Below are 13,651 nucleotides of genomic sequence, written 5' to 3'. Positions count from 1 at the left end.
AAACATAAATTAAATTAAATCCATTAATAAATGGTCTTTATGGAAGGAGGAGTTAATATGGGCTATGGCGGTAGTTGTGGTGGAGGCTGTGGTTTCGGCGGCGGATTTGCCTTACTTGTTGTGCTCTTCATCTTATTAATCATCGTTGGCGCTAGCTGTTGGGGCGGCGGATTCGGCTGCTAAGGAGAGGCACTCTTGAGAGTGTCTTTTTTTTAATATGTGGCTCGTATACATATTGCTCAAAATTTCCGTTCTAGAAGTATTATAATATTAGCTTAACATGTCAGTTCCCCCTAATTAATAGGTAGTTCTAGCCTATAGAATTCTTTTAAATATAAAATGAAACTATATTTCTCAATGAATAAAACAATTTAACATGGTAAAATAATATTTGGATGGGAGTCCAATATATTATTAAAATTAAGATGGTTCAAGTCGAAGGAAGGCACCTTAGGGTGTCTTTTCTTTTTTATAAATAATTATAAATTAAAATTGCAAAGGATGCTTACTACTTACAAGGAACATTTTCTTCCGTACAACTATTTATTTGAAACTAATTACTATTATAAATATAAAGAAGTTATGGATAAAGTAGTGAGGTAAATAAAACAAAATATAGATTTAATTCATGTTTCTCAACGAGGTACCACCAGCATTTTCAAAAAAATACGCTAAGCAAAAAAAATAATCAGCTGTCCATATGGACAGCTGATTTACATCATTACATTTCTATTATTTATCTTACCACTTGTACAGATACTGGTTTCCACCCCTGATTTTCTACCCAATCAATATTAACCTTATATTTTTTATTATTTTGCTTATCTCGTACATTACCGTAGGCTTTATTATTACCATTATTCCCAATAAAATCGAAAATCAATTGGCTCTCTGGAACATCAACAGCATAAGAAATTGCTTTTTTCATCTCACTCCAATCTACTGTTCCTTCTTTAAATTTCATTTCAGGTTTTGCTCCTTGCTCGGTACCAATTGGCTTCCAAGAAGGATTAGTTTGAGAACCCTTTTCTTGAGATGCCGTTTTTTCTTCCTCATTATTTTCAGTTCCGTTCGTTTTTACCGATTTTTCTGTTTTTGATTTCTCTTCTAGCTGTGCTGCCTCTTTATCTTCATTTTTCTTTTCTTCTATCTTTGCTGCCTCTTTATCTTCATTTTTCTTCTCTTCTATCTTTGCTGTTTCTTTATCTTCAGTTTTCTTCTCTTCTATCTTTGCTGTTTCTTTATCTTCAGTTTTCTTTTCTTCTATCTTTGCTGTTTCTTTATCTTCAGTTTTCTTCTCTTCTATCTTTGTTACTTTCTTTTCTTGAGCAATTGCTTTCGTTGATGTATTAGAAGGGGTAAACAATTGGTATGTCACTATACCAACTGTCACTAATACCAAAGTAAATGCAATATTAAAAATTGCCTTTTGACGACGATTCTGTTGTTTTTCTTGAAATCTGCTTACTTGTCCCATTCTTCAAACCTCCGTGTTTACTTTCTCCTCTACTCTTTATGTATTATCCCTAAAATTCTTAATATTTTTATTAAACAATAGAAATAAACTACACTTTCCATACAGGATTTCATATCATAATAAAATTTGTGTTTTTTCAAGTATCTGACATATGTTATTCAAAATAGTTTAATACATTAAAAATTGATAAGCTTCTGCACTTAAGAAACCTTCAATTTTATTCAAAGGTGATTCCAATTATGTCCATATTAGATCTCCTGTAGAAAGCTTTTTAACAATTAAACCTCTTCTTCCCTTATTTATAATTTTTAAATTAAATTTCCCTCTATAGTATAATAAAGATGTTTCGTTTTCTAATGGGGTATGTCGTAAAATCAAAAGGGATTTTATCTCTTTTACCTTCTTTTCAGAGTAAATTTCACCACTAGGGAATTCTATTATTCCTAATGTAATCTTTAATTCGCTCTCATCGAAAGGCCACTCCTTATTAAATTCCCTTATCTTTTGTATAAAGCTTCTTTTGGTTTGTCCTATATATAGCAATGTTACACTCTTAGCACATACTCTAGAGATTGCAAATATCCCCTTCTTAGAAGCTTCTTCCCTATTATAAAAATCATTTATACTATACATTCCATACCATTTAATATGTACTGTTTCTATGAATCTCACCTCATTTTTAGACAATATTATAATTTCTGAATGTTCAAATTATAATGGGCGCATAGTCCTGATTACTTGAATTATAAATTGTGCTTTTCAATAATACATTTTATTATTACTAATTTCAATAATACAAAAAAAATACAATATTATAGTTTAATTACAAAACTTTATAAAAAAACAAAGTGATGTCGTACCAAATATTATATTTTTTCAATATCAGACTACCATGAACAAAAGTTAGAGAGTTATGGAATAAAATATAATTTGTATGTACATTTCTTTCAAAAAAAGTTTTGTAGTTTGCAACTGAATTAAAAAACATAGATTTTTATGACTCTTTCGGAGATATACCAAAGTGGGATCTTTGATATGCACATTACTATACCGAACTTTCGGTATAGTATTTTTTTGCAGCTCCTTGATTTTTCACCAAATACGTATAAAAATCAATAGTAGGAAAATAAACTGCTGGCTAAAAGTTTACTTTCGATAAAATAAAAAAGAATCTGCAAATCTGCAGATTCTCCTGATAATGATTATATAAGTATAGTATCATCCATTTATTTGACTATTATTCGGAAAGTATAAAACGGTTCACTAGATAGCAGAGTATTTTTACATATTGTATTAATTCCTTCTTCAAAAATCCCCCTAAAATAAAAAATACGCTATTCTTTCTGTAGAATCATAGGAAAGGATGGTATTTTTGTATGTCTATTTCTGTATTTGATGAATTATAACTATTTGCTCAAGAAATTCAAAGCTTTTTATGGACTTTCTTTTATTATATCGGTTTCACATATTTCCTCTAAAATCTCTAATACTTGCTTTTTCAATTCAGCCATTTACTTATTTTCTATGACTTCTTATTCTTTTTCTTTTATAGGAATCATTGCAAGAACTGTTAAATCTGCATTCGTTAAATCTTTTATCACTTGATGAGAAGCAAATACCGGTAGCGAAACAATAAAACCATCATCTACTTTTGTAATATCATTATGTGTAACATACTCCAGAAATACTTTATTTGCAGCCGCTACAAATTCTTCATCGCCTGTTCCATCAGGGTATGATACACCAATTTCCCCTAACATAATATAATATTGCTTTTTAATACCAGTCATATCCATTGGATCAATGGATTGAATTTTGTAATTTACCATTCCAGATTTCACTTTTCTTTCAGGAATATCTAAGTCAAAAAACTCTCCAGCTTCTTCTAAAATAATATTGATATCTTTGATTGTTGTTATAGCATTAGTTGCTTCCTTAAAAAACATGAGTTGCTCTCTTGATAAAACAATATTTTCTTCCTCTTTCTTAAACTGTAGATTTTCTAAAATATCTTCTATTTCTTCTACATTTTCCAGAAAAAATATATCATTCTCCATATGAGGAATTAATTCTTTTAAGTTTATCAAATACATTTGTGAATATTTTATATTCATCTCTTTCATTTCACGTAATTTGTCTAGAAATTTTAATACCTTAGCTTTACGATATGTTTCTGCCATCATTTTCACCTCTCGTTACATTTTGTATACAATCTGTATACAATGTGTATACAGATTGTATACGAGGTGTATTGGATTTGCAAGTATTAATTTTAAAATACAAAATTAATTGGTATTGTTTAAAAATTTTTATTATAGCTATCATGAATTTACTAATACAACTCCACCTATAAAGGTTACGATTCTAAAAAATATTAGATTTTCAAATATTCTTCTTCGCCTGCTGAAACTCTTACAGCGAAACGGACGAAAATCCCCATCGATACAGGGAGAAAACAGTCTTTAATATATTAGGTGTCGTTTACAATTGGACCATGTCTGATAATTAAGCCGCTTAATTTTAAAAATGAAACCCGTTAGGATTTATTTGATATGCAGAATCCCCAATGATTTGCACTGGTTTTTAGAATAAGAAAAAATCCCTTCTGAAACTGACCTTTCTTAGCCTTAGCTTGATAGCAATGTGGCGGTACCCCATCGCTATCAAGCTAAGACTTTAAAGAAGCCCCTAAACGATAATTTTGTGTTTTTTACAGCACCGAAGTTCATTTTTATAGTTTTTGGGTAACCTTTTTTGTTAGGGTGATAGATATGGGGGCTAAGTCATAAATGTTTAAAAAAGAGCTCGTCCTATCTTTTCTGTACGAGAAACAAGATAGATTGACCTAGTACTGTGGAAATCTTTAATGGGTACAGAACAAAGAGATAAATGACCTATGTGTTCTGAAATTGTTCGAAACACGCTCTTACTTTATTTAATTGATTCATTCTTTTATAAAAAAGTCTGTTCATTTCTATGATCCTTCAACTAACGCCATCCACCCATTGAACAAAAAGGAAAAAGTAAAGTTAACTCTTTTTCCCATAAGGAATAATGACTTTGTTCAGTAATCATTATCATTTTGCTAATGTAATGAACTTACTTTATTAATTTTCAACGGATACCCTCTTCATTAATCGCTTTAATTTATTTTCTGTATCCGTTTCCCCTACTGGCGTATAGATACTACACCGTAAATCCATATCACCTTGAACTTGAAAAGAAGTTAAATTAAACAGCATTTTGCCTGCTTTAGCATGTCTGAATTCAATTATCATGTCTGGAGCCTTACTCACTTGACTTTCTTGCCATAAATTCTGGAATTCTGGATGGGAACGACTCATTTCTTCAATAAACTGGCTGTACCATTCATCGTCTAAATAGCGTCCATAATAGGTACGGAAAATAGCAAGAAAACCTTTCACGAAATGTTCCCAATTGACGGCCAATGCTTTTAACTCTTTTCTAGTGAATACTAAACGAATCAAATTTCTTTGATCATTTGGTATTTGTTCAAAATCTAAAAAAACATGAGCAGCTGCAGGATTCCAGCCCATAATATGGCAATGTCGATCCGTAATGATAGTTGGACAATATGTTAATTCATCTAGTATTCGTATTAAAGAAGGGCTAAGCTTTGATTGATCCTTTTTTGGACTTGTACTTTCTGAATTTGTTTCGAATGCCAGGTCATATAAGTAGTCTGTTTCATCATTATTTAATTGCAAAGCTTTAGAAATACAATCAAGTACGATTGTAGAAACCTTTATATCTCTTCCTTGCTCTAGCCATGTATACCAAGTGGTGCTTACACCTGCTAACTGCGCAACCTCTTCTCTTCGTAACCCAGGTGTTCTTCTCCGGTTTCCGGCAGACAAACCAATAGACTCTGGACTAATTTGGGCACGCTTAGCTTTTAAGAATGCCGACAGAGCTTTAAGCCTTGTTTTATTATTCATTTTTAAAACTCCTTATCTTATCAATTTATCCTAGTAGTAGTTATACTAGGATAAATCCCCCCCTTGTAATAGGATAAATTGACTGTAAAATACAAGTATATTATTGATTGGAGGGAATGCAAAGTGGAAAGAGTTGTGATTACTGGTATGGGCGTAGTTTCTCCTATAGGAAACGACATCAAAACATTTTGGAACAATCTAATTAAAGGGGAATCTGGTATAGTCAATATCGATACTTTCGATGTTACCAATCATAAAACAAAAATTGCGGGTATCGTCCAAGATTTTGATGCAGATGAAGTTTTAGGAAAGAAAGAGGCAAGACGTTTAGATCGTTTTTCTCAATTTGCTTTGGCTGCAGCTGAACAAGCTTGGTCAGATTCTAAGTTAGACCTCGATCGTATAGATGTAGAAAGGTTAGGCGTATACGTGGGTTCAGGTATTGGAGGGATTGAAACCTTGATTGAAAATGTTGATGCACTTAGGCAGAAGGGACCAAGAAGAGTCAGCCCAACTCTAGTACCTGCCATAATGTCTAATGCTGCTGCAGCACAAATTAGTATCAAGTGGAATGCGATGGGACCTTCTATGTCACCTGTTTCTGCCTGTGCAATTGGAAATACATCTATCGGGGAAGCCTTTAGACTAATTCGTTCTGGGGAAGCTGACGTTATATTTGCGGGTGGAACAGAGTCAGCTATAACAGACTTATCAATAGCCAGTTTTGGTAACGCTACAGCATTATCAACAAGAAACGATAATCCCACTAAAGCTAGTCGTCCATTTGATGAAAATCGAGATGGATTTGTCATGTCAGAAGGAGCTGGAATTCTAATCTTAGAATCTTTATCTCATGCTTTACATAGAGAGGCAAAGATTTATGCAGAAGTCATTGGATATGGTGCAAGTTCAGACGCATACCATATCGTAGCTACACATCCGGAAGGTAAAGGTGCTTATCTTGCAATGAGATCAGCTTTAAAAAATGCCAATATATCGCCTGAAGAAGTTGATGTTATTAGTGCCCATGCAACAAGTACAAAAGTGGGGGACATCTCTGAAACGATGGCTATTAAGCAACTGTTTGGAAAACAAGCTTATCAGATTCCGGTAACAGCTAATAAATCTATGCTTGGTCATATGTTAGGGGCAGCTGGTGGAGTTGAAGCAATTGCTCTAGCAATGAGCTTAAAGGAAGGGACAGTTCCTCCAACAATTAACTTAGAAAATCTTGATCCATTATGTGATCTGGATTATGTACCATCTGTTGCTCGCCAAGTGAAAATAAATATAGGTCTATCTAACTCATTTGGTTTCGGAGGGCATAATGCAGCCATTGTTTTAAAGAGATACGAGTGAATAAATTTCTCTCGTAAATTTAACCGTTTACTCTAGAAACGGTTAGATTTATTCAATTAAAAAAAGGAAGAGAGAGTGAGAAAATGAATATTAGAGTAGCAACTGCATTAGACTACCCTAATTTAAGAAGGATATATTTAGAATCACGGCGTGAAAGTTTTCATTGGCTAGATAGAAATGAAATGACTATAGAAGATTTTGAGAAACATACTGAAGGAGAACATATACTACTAGCAGAGGAAGATAATCATATCCTCGGATTTGCTTCTTTATATTTACCTGAAAACTTTATACACAATTTATTTGTACATCCTGAGTTCTTTGGTAAGGGGGCTGGAAGACAGTTACTTCATGCTTCCATAGAAAAGATGAATACACCATTAAGATTAAAGTGTGTTTCTAAAAATCAAAAAGCATTAAAGTTTTATGAGAATATGGGCTGGAAAAAAGTTATTGAAGAAGGTGAGCTAGAAGAAAAATATTGGGTAATGATATATGAGAGGTAGCACCACATCGCTATCTAGTGAACCGTTTTATACTTTCCGAACAATAGCCAAATAAATGGATGATACTATACTTTGAATAAAAAACACAAGCATTACATAATAAATAAAATATTCCTTATCTATTAACTTAAATATTGCTACTAATGCTACTCCAATTAATATACCAACGGTTAGAACAGTATAAGATAATGACTTAATTTTAAAGATGAACATTTGCCCTCTCTCATCTTGTGACTCCATCCGACGTTCAAATGTAATTTTGTAAATTTCTGCAATAAACACCAATACTACTAACACACAAATTACAATCGTAGCAATATTAACCATTATTCATCCTCCTTATATTTAAATACATCGGTTATCTCTTTCTCAAGTGAATTAGAAATTTTGAAAGCTAAAATCAAAGAAGGGTTATATTTATTTTTTTCTAAAGCTACTATAGTTTGTCGACTGACACCAACTGCATCTGCTAATTGTTGTTGAGTCCATCTTTTTTCAGCTCTTCCTACTACTATATTATTTTCAAGCATGTCATTCCTCTCTTCTATTATACAGTTATATTAACGTAATAGTAATATCTTTTTTACAAAAAGTAAAGAATATATTACAACGAACCGAATAATACATTATATGTTTCGCCGAAAAAACATGAAAATTATACGCTATTAAATTTATTTGGGGTTCTGCCGTATGCCCACCAACTTAAGAAAACAAATTCACCCCATAACGAGAAAATGAGCTTTTTATTACAAATTAGCACAAAGTTTCGTTCTGGGGGTAGGTGTATTTTGTTAGCTTGATAGCGATGTGGTGCTACCCCTCAATGAACAAAAAAAATTAGCATAGTAAAATAGTATTCGTCGGATAGGAGTCCAATATATTATTAAAATTAAGATGGTTCAAGTTGAAGGAAGGCACTTTAGGGGGTCTTTTCGTTATTTTTAAAAGGACCTGCTCCATTCATTCTTAAAAACATAAATTAAAGTGAACCCGTTAAAATACATGAATGAACCTTAGTTTTAATCCTCTTACCTAAAGGAGGAACTATTATGGGCTATGGTGGTAGTTGCGGAGAAGGCTGTGGTTTTGCTGGAGGATTTGCTTTGCTTGTTGTACTCTTTATACTATTAATCATTATCGGATGCAGTTGCTTCTGCTAAAAAACTATTAGAAAGGACACCCTTATATGGGTGTCTTTTCTTTATGAAAAATATCTAACTATCAACCTTTTCCTTATGACTTCTAACATCAACAAAGGGTGATACAAACTATTACATATGTTTGTACCACCCTTTATTGATGCGTTTAGACTTCACAGTTGTTAAAGTTTTAGACTTCTCCCTTAGTGTACCCATATTATTAGAACATCCTGTAATCTGTAGACAAAATGTAGCTAATAAAAACAATATTAATAATTTCTTCAATAAATCCTCCTACATGCATAAAACACCATATGTTACAAAACAAACATAACATCAACTCTTTATAAAAACAATATAATCCTCGGTCCTTAAGCTATCTCTTAACATAGGAGTACCGCTACATATTCATACAGCCAAAATTTTAAAATATCCTCTACTTAAGGAATTTGTAAGTATCAAGTAAGAAAAACGAGAGCTTTGCTTCGTATAATCAAAATATAAAGTGAAGGAAAAAAGATTATTTCTGGGATTAATATGCATGTAACAAGAGAAGAAATCTACATTTTTTTAGAATAATAATATTAGTATGTCCAAGTTTTGGAGATTGCTTGCAAATATTTTGAAGTTTTCGTACCAGAATTCTAATTACCATACCTGTTTTGTACCATCACATATTGGAGGTTAAAACATGAATAAAAAAAAGAAAATACAAAAATCAGTCCTTACCTTTACCCTACTCTTTTCTTTAGGCGTTTCATCTTTCCCGCTTACAACAACTATTCACGCAGATACACATGAGGAACAATCTGCTGAAAAGAAACTAGTCTCTTTAACGGAGCGTACATCATTATTTTTTGAATATCTCCAGAAAGGTAAGTATGCAGAGGCACTACAGTTGACGTCTGCTGCTTTTCAATCCAAGTTTACAGCAACCACATTACAAAACTGGTGGACACAAAGTGGCTGGAGCGGGATAAAAAGTATGGGAACCCCCGTGATAAAAGAACGAAACTTGGTCCATCAGACGGTGGAAATTCCAGCAGATACCGAAGGAACTACCATACCGCTACTCCTTAAATTCACACCTGGCGGGAAAGTAGATGAAATTGGAGAAAGGCCACCCGAGGAATCTTATACCATCCCGCATCCTAGCTATGATCAACCTGACTCCTATCAAGAACGTGAAATCGTCATTGGAAATTCTACCTATCCGTTACCAGCGACATTAACAGTTCCGAAACATAAGCGTGGTGAAAAGCTGCCCGTAGTTGTTCTTGTTCATGGTGCTGGCATCCATGATCGCGATAGCACATATATGGGAACAAAAATCTTACGAGACATTGCAGTGGGCCTTTCATCCAACGGAATTGCAGTGTTGCGCTATGAAAAACGCACCTTAGAACATGCATTAAAGATGAGTACAGAACCTGTTACGTTAGACCGTGATACTACAGATGATGCTATATTTGCAGCAAAATCAGCAGTGCAGCAGGAAGGCATTGATCCAAATAATATTTTCATTCTTGGACATAGCCTAGGAGCTGGCACAATGCCACGTATACTAAGCAAAGCACCTTCCTCACTTGTCCGAGGAAGCATCTTACTCGCACCACCTGCACGCCCTTTGACTGACATTGCTATTGATCATTCTCAATACCTTGGGGCGTCAAAGGAAGAAATCGATGAACTAAAAAGACAGGTCGCTTTTATTCAGGATCCTACTTTCAATCCCAATCATCCTCCAGCTGGCTACAATTTTGGGTCACCTCATTTTATGTATGATGTTTCTAGGTGGCGTCCAGTTGAAGAGGCAAAATCACGAAAAGAGCCTTTACTCATTCTGCAAGGAGCACGTGATTATCAAGTAACAGTAAAAGATGAATATACAAAATGGCAGAAAGGACTTTCAAACCGCGGGAATGTTCAGTTCAAAAAATATCCGAAATTGAATCATTTCTTCACGGAGGGTGACGGGGAATTAAGCCTCCCTAGTGAATATGAAATCCCTGCTAACGTTCCCGAATACGTCATCCAGGACATTATTACATGGGTTAACGAGACAAAAAAATAAGCAAACATCAAAAGCCTTCATGCAATCATTATTGCGTGAAGGCTTTTTGAAACTAGTGATTCAGAGATAGCTATTATTTTATATAATATTTGCCCCAAAACGAAAAATTAGAGTCTTTTATAGCAATGAAGTTCATTTTAAGAGCAACCTGTTCTGTGAGCTTAACGGTGATGGGCGGTACCCCTAGAATAAAGAAACAAGAGTAGTTAAAGAGACTACTCTTGTTTCTTTTCCTTCTCTTCTTTTTCAATTTCAGATACAGATTTTGCTGGTTTTTTAATCATTTTATCTAATTCCCCAGAACAACCAAACTTATCCTCAAATTTATCTGTAGTACTTATACTTGCATCAAACCATAATTCCTTATCATTATTTATATATCCTTCTACAGAAGGAACTCCCATTGGACTTACATCATTTTTTGTAAATGTAATCGATTTTACATCTTTAATATTATAGTGAATATATTTTTCTACTCGTTCTTTTTGCTCGTTCCAAAACTTTTCTTCAATTTCTTTTTGTTTTAAATATTCCATAGTAAAATATCCTCCTGCTATGATTATCACAGCAGATACAATCAAAATCATTACTTTCTTCATTGGAAATCCCCTTATATTCCAAGCTAGTTAACATATGCTCTTTCTAAAGTAGGGTACAGAAACCAAGAGTAGTCGCAAGAACTACTCTTGGTTTTTTTCTTTCTCTTCTTTTTCAATTTCAGATACTGATTTTTCAGGATTTTTTATAAGTTTTCCTAATTTCCCAGAACGCGTAAATTTGTCTTCAAAGTTTTCAGTTGTACTTATACTAGCTGTAAAATCTAATTCTTTATTATTATTTATATAACCTTTTATATGAGGAACCCCCATTGGACTTATCTTATTTTCTGTAAATGTAATCGATTTTACATCTTTAATATTATAGTGAATATACTTTTCTACTCGTGCCTCTTGTACTTTCCAAAACTCTTCTTCTTTTTCTTTTTGTTTTAAGTATTCCATAGTAAAATATCCTCCTGCTATGAGTATCACAGCAGATATAACCAAAATCATTGCTTTCTTCATTAGAAATCTCCTTATAAAAAGCCTACCAATGTATTCTTCTTAAAATGGGATAGAGAAGACAAGAATAGTACAAAGACTACTCTTGTTTCTTTTCCTTCTCTTCTTTTTCAATTTCAGATACCGACTTATCAGGTTTTTTTATAAGTTTATCTAATTCCCCAGAACATCCAAAATCATCTTCAAAATTTTCCGTAGTACCTATACCAGCATCAAACCATAATCCCTTATCACCATTTATATAACCTCTTATATGAGGAACGCCCATTGGACTTACCTTATGTTCTCTAAATGTAATCGATTTTACATCTTTAATATTATAGTGAATATACTTTTCTACTCGTTCTTTTTGCTCGTTCCAAAACTTTTCTTCAATTTCTTTTTGTTTTAAATATTCCATAGTAAAATATCCTCCTGCTATAATACAAATAATGGATAAAACAATTACCAATTTCTTTTTCATTTAAAATCCCCTTGTATTTGAATATAGTTAAAATATACCATGAAATGAGTTGAGACATATGAGTGAATTTAAAAAGAATCCAATTGCGACAGATGAAGATTATTTCAAACTATCAGATAACGTTTATAATAAAGATTTTTTGCACGAAGAGGCAAAAATCAAAGGATCTAATGGTCAAGAATGGAAAGTTATAGAAACATTTGATGCAGATGACACAAAAGTGAAAAATGGATTACAAGCAATCGCTGTAGTACCTGCAAATAAGTATAAGCCTGGTAAAAAACAGTATGACGATGTAATCATTGCATTCCGTGGTACTGAATTTGATAGATTCGATGGAGATAAAACCACAGATATAGTTCAAATTACACTTGGACAGAAAAAGAACCTTGGTGTAGCAGGCGGAAAAGCTCCGACATCATTTGATAGTGCATTAGAATTTACAGAAAAAATTAAGAAAAAATATAATCCTACTTCTATTCACACTACCGGACATAGTAAAGGTGCTGCTGAAGCCCAGTATGTAGCAGCAGAAATGAATTGTTATGCAACAACATATGCTGCACCAAATATTTATAGATTACTAAGTGATAAAGCAAAAAAACGAGTAGATGAAGGCGTAATGGAAAATAAAGTAGTAGATTATACTCATAAAGAAGATGCTGTAGGAAATTTCAATCAATTTGGAGCACCTATGATTGGTAAACAATTTACAACAAAAAGTAATGGAACAGATAGTATTCTCGCGGCTGTATTTATGGGACAACATCCAATGTCAACATTTCTAGAAATGTTCCACAATAATGGTAGTGTTCGACTAGAATTAGAACCAGATGATATCATTCGTCATGCAAAAGAGATACAAAAAATAAGCGATATATTATCTGATATTATTAGAAATATAGAAAGATTTCAACAACAAGAAGAAGAGGAAGTTGCGAAATTAAAGAGTCAATTGAAGCATGAGACAGGACCTGGAGGAAAATATCATCTGTTAGAAGAACATGAAGTAGATGAAGCAATTAGAGAGGTTGCAAAAATATCCCAAAACGGAAAAGACTATTTTCATGATATACAACTAGCAGAAGAACTAATTCATCTTTTACGGAAAAAACAAAAAGAATTGATTCATTTTGGAGATGATATTGCTTATGCAGCTAATTCATTACGAGATAAAGATAATCAATTAGGAACAAATTTTGAAGGACTGGCGGCGAGATAATATGATGGATTTTATAGGGGAAATTCAAAAAATAGAGAAAGAAATAGAAAAAGCTACAGTTGGTGCAGTTGGAACTATTATAGATGAGTTGCAAGCTGTTAAAAAGCAATTAGAAAAAGAAATGCAACAATCACTTTTAAAAACTGATGTAGCATTCAAAACAAATAGCATAGTAGCAAGCCAAAAACATGCCATTCAAAAAAACAAAGAAGCATTTCATGATGTATGCAAAAGTTTATCTGAACAAGGAATTGAATTAAACAAAAGTTTTGAAAGCAAAACAGGTAGTGCAATAAAAGAAACATTAAATAAACATCTCAATCAAATTCGAAATGAAATGATTTCTAAACAATATGATTTAATTAATAGTTGTGGAAAAAAATAAAAAATT

The 13,651-nt window shown here is 32.9% G+C and carries 16 protein-coding genes; 7 read left to right on the top strand and 9 right to left on the bottom strand.

Annotated features, from left to right (window positions below):
* Positions 1 to 57 precede the first annotated feature (57 nt).
* Entirely contained in the window at positions 58 to 183 is a 126-nt protein-coding gene (locus BHV55_RS05220; protein WP_000540377.1) for a YjcZ family sporulation protein, read from the top strand.
* Positions 184 to 736: 553 nt separating this feature from the next.
* Here the strand turns inward: BHV55_RS05220 and BHV55_RS05215 are convergent.
* The 4 genes from BHV55_RS05215 to BHV55_RS05195 form a co-directional block, all read right to left on the bottom strand.
* Complete coding sequence (locus BHV55_RS05215; protein WP_000532034.1) at positions 737 to 1,477, bottom strand: YrrS family protein; 741 nt, start codon at positions 1,475 to 1,477, stop codon at positions 737 to 739.
* A gap of 237 nt (positions 1,478 to 1,714) precedes the next feature.
* Positions 1,715 to 2,149 carry a hypothetical protein gene (locus tag BHV55_RS05210; protein ID WP_002098761.1) on the bottom strand — a complete coding sequence of 145 codons (435 nt, stop codon included), beginning with the start codon at positions 2,147 to 2,149 and terminating at the stop codon, positions 1,715 to 1,717.
* An 860-nt stretch (positions 2,150 to 3,009) separates the two neighbouring features.
* The gene (locus BHV55_RS05205) at positions 3,010 to 3,660 is read right to left on the bottom strand and encodes a glycoside hydrolase family 18 protein (RefSeq protein ID WP_002100801.1); all 651 of its coding nucleotides are present in this window, start codon (positions 3,658 to 3,660) and stop codon (positions 3,010 to 3,012) included.
* A 924-nt stretch (positions 3,661 to 4,584) separates the two neighbouring features.
* On the bottom strand, positions 4,585 to 5,436 hold the full coding sequence (locus tag BHV55_RS05195; protein WP_001060883.1) for a helix-turn-helix transcriptional regulator: 852 nt from the start codon (positions 5,434 to 5,436) through the stop codon (positions 4,585 to 4,587).
* A 123-nt stretch (positions 5,437 to 5,559) separates the two neighbouring features.
* On the opposite strand from BHV55_RS05195, the gene fabF reads away from it, so the two are divergent.
* Positions 5,560 to 6,795: a beta-ketoacyl-ACP synthase II gene (gene fabF, locus BHV55_RS05190; protein ID WP_000442906.1), complete on the top strand. Its 1,236-nt coding sequence runs from the start codon at positions 5,560 to 5,562 to the stop codon at positions 6,793 to 6,795.
* Positions 6,796 to 6,878: 83 nt separating this feature from the next.
* Positions 6,879 to 7,301: a GNAT family N-acetyltransferase gene (locus BHV55_RS05185; RefSeq protein WP_070757262.1), complete on the top strand. Its 423-nt coding sequence runs from the start codon at positions 6,879 to 6,881 to the stop codon at positions 7,299 to 7,301.
* Between the two features lie 27 nt (positions 7,302 to 7,328).
* Here BHV55_RS05185 and BHV55_RS05180 read toward each other — a convergent pair whose 3' ends face one another.
* Both BHV55_RS05180 and BHV55_RS05175 read right to left on the bottom strand, forming a co-directional pair.
* Positions 7,329 to 7,628 carry a hypothetical protein gene (locus tag BHV55_RS05180; protein ID WP_000247165.1) on the bottom strand — a complete coding sequence of 100 codons (300 nt, stop codon included), beginning with the start codon at positions 7,626 to 7,628 and terminating at the stop codon, positions 7,329 to 7,331.
* Positions 7,628 to 7,831, bottom strand: a complete 204-nt coding sequence (locus BHV55_RS05175) for a helix-turn-helix transcriptional regulator (RefSeq protein ID WP_000892395.1) — start codon at positions 7,829 to 7,831, stop codon at positions 7,628 to 7,630. Before BHV55_RS05175 ends, BHV55_RS05180 begins: the two co-directional genes overlap by 1 nt.
* A gap of 519 nt (positions 7,832 to 8,350) precedes the next feature.
* Between BHV55_RS05175 and BHV55_RS05170 the strand changes: the two genes are divergently transcribed.
* Positions 8,351 to 8,461, top strand: coding sequence for a YjcZ family sporulation protein (locus BHV55_RS05170; RefSeq protein ID WP_000540371.1), 111 nt, complete (start codon positions 8,351 to 8,353; stop codon positions 8,459 to 8,461).
* A gap of 670 nt (positions 8,462 to 9,131) precedes the next feature.
* Positions 9,132 to 10,514, top strand: coding sequence for an alpha/beta hydrolase (locus BHV55_RS05165; RefSeq protein ID WP_070757263.1), 1,383 nt, complete (start codon positions 9,132 to 9,134; stop codon positions 10,512 to 10,514).
* A gap of 215 nt (positions 10,515 to 10,729) precedes the next feature.
* On the opposite strand, the gene BHV55_RS05160 is transcribed toward BHV55_RS05165, so the two are convergent.
* From BHV55_RS05160 to BHV55_RS05150, 3 genes are all read right to left on the bottom strand, one after another.
* Complete coding sequence (locus BHV55_RS05160; protein WP_070757264.1) at positions 10,730 to 11,113, bottom strand: DUF1433 domain-containing protein; 384 nt, start codon at positions 11,111 to 11,113, stop codon at positions 10,730 to 10,732.
* Positions 11,114 to 11,194: 81 nt separating this feature from the next.
* Complete coding sequence (locus BHV55_RS05155) at positions 11,195 to 11,578, bottom strand: DUF1433 domain-containing protein (RefSeq protein ID WP_000710032.1); 384 nt, start codon at positions 11,576 to 11,578, stop codon at positions 11,195 to 11,197.
* Between the two features lie 76 nt (positions 11,579 to 11,654).
* Positions 11,655 to 12,038: a DUF1433 domain-containing protein gene (locus BHV55_RS05150; RefSeq protein ID WP_000728343.1), complete on the bottom strand. Its 384-nt coding sequence runs from the start codon at positions 12,036 to 12,038 to the stop codon at positions 11,655 to 11,657.
* Positions 12,039 to 12,096: 58 nt separating this feature from the next.
* Between BHV55_RS05150 and BHV55_RS05145 the strand changes: the two genes are divergently transcribed.
* Both BHV55_RS05145 and BHV55_RS05140 read left to right on the top strand, forming a co-directional pair.
* Positions 12,097 to 13,260: an alpha/beta hydrolase family protein gene (locus BHV55_RS05145; protein ID WP_001288649.1), complete on the top strand. Its 1,164-nt coding sequence runs from the start codon at positions 12,097 to 12,099 to the stop codon at positions 13,258 to 13,260.
* Between the two features lies 1 nt (position 13,261).
* On the top strand, positions 13,262 to 13,645 hold the full coding sequence (locus tag BHV55_RS05140) for a hypothetical protein (RefSeq protein ID WP_000968629.1): 384 nt from the start codon (positions 13,262 to 13,264) through the stop codon (positions 13,643 to 13,645).
* The last annotated feature ends 6 nt before the right edge of the window (positions 13,646 to 13,651 follow it).

The sequence above is a fragment of the Bacillus sp. RZ2MS9 genome, assembly GCF_001816185.2.
In the GTDB taxonomy this organism is placed as follows: domain Bacteria; phylum Bacillota; class Bacilli; order Bacillales; family Bacillaceae_G; genus Bacillus_A; species Bacillus_A cereus.
The sequence above is the reverse complement of the archived record's forward strand: the minus strand, read 5'-3'. Positions and strand labels throughout refer to the sequence as shown.

What these genes read in the sequence shown, in the direction of transcription:
- BHV55_RS05155 (WP_000710032.1), bottom strand. Translation starts at nt 11,578, where the DNA reads ATGAAGAAAGCAATGATTTTGGTTATATCTGCTGTGATACTCATAGCA.
- BHV55_RS05175 (WP_000892395.1), bottom strand. Translation starts at nt 7,831, where the DNA reads ATGCTTGAAAATAATATAGTAGTAGGAAGAGCTGAAAAAAGATGGACT.
- BHV55_RS05180 (WP_000247165.1), bottom strand. Translation starts at nt 7,628, where the DNA reads ATGGTTAATATTGCTACGATTGTAATTTGTGTGTTAGTAGTATTGGTG.
- BHV55_RS05170 (WP_000540371.1), top strand. Translation starts at nt 8,351, where the DNA reads ATGGGCTATGGTGGTAGTTGCGGAGAAGGCTGTGGTTTTGCTGGAGGA.
- BHV55_RS05205 (WP_002100801.1), bottom strand. Translation starts at nt 3,660, where the DNA reads ATGATGGCAGAAACATATCGTAAAGCTAAGGTATTAAAATTTCTAGAC.
- BHV55_RS05215 (WP_000532034.1), bottom strand. Translation starts at nt 1,477, where the DNA reads ATGGGACAAGTAAGCAGATTTCAAGAAAAACAACAGAATCGTCGTCAA.
- BHV55_RS05145 (WP_001288649.1), top strand. Translation starts at nt 12,097, where the DNA reads ATGAGTGAATTTAAAAAGAATCCAATTGCGACAGATGAAGATTATTTC.
- BHV55_RS05150 (WP_000728343.1), bottom strand. Translation starts at nt 12,038, where the DNA reads ATGAAAAAGAAATTGGTAATTGTTTTATCCATTATTTGTATTATAGCA.
- BHV55_RS05140 (WP_000968629.1), top strand. Translation starts at nt 13,262, where the DNA reads ATGATGGATTTTATAGGGGAAATTCAAAAAATAGAGAAAGAAATAGAA.
- BHV55_RS05160 (WP_070757264.1), bottom strand. Translation starts at nt 11,113, where the DNA reads ATGAAGAAAGTAATGATTTTGATTGTATCTGCTGTGATAATCATAGCA.
- BHV55_RS05165 (WP_070757263.1), top strand. Translation starts at nt 9,132, where the DNA reads ATGAATAAAAAAAAGAAAATACAAAAATCAGTCCTTACCTTTACCCTA.
- BHV55_RS05195 (WP_001060883.1), bottom strand. Translation starts at nt 5,436, where the DNA reads ATGAATAATAAAACAAGGCTTAAAGCTCTGTCGGCATTCTTAAAAGCT.
- BHV55_RS05185 (WP_070757262.1), top strand. Translation starts at nt 6,879, where the DNA reads ATGAATATTAGAGTAGCAACTGCATTAGACTACCCTAATTTAAGAAGG.
- BHV55_RS05220 (WP_000540377.1), top strand. Translation starts at nt 58, where the DNA reads ATGGGCTATGGCGGTAGTTGTGGTGGAGGCTGTGGTTTCGGCGGCGGA.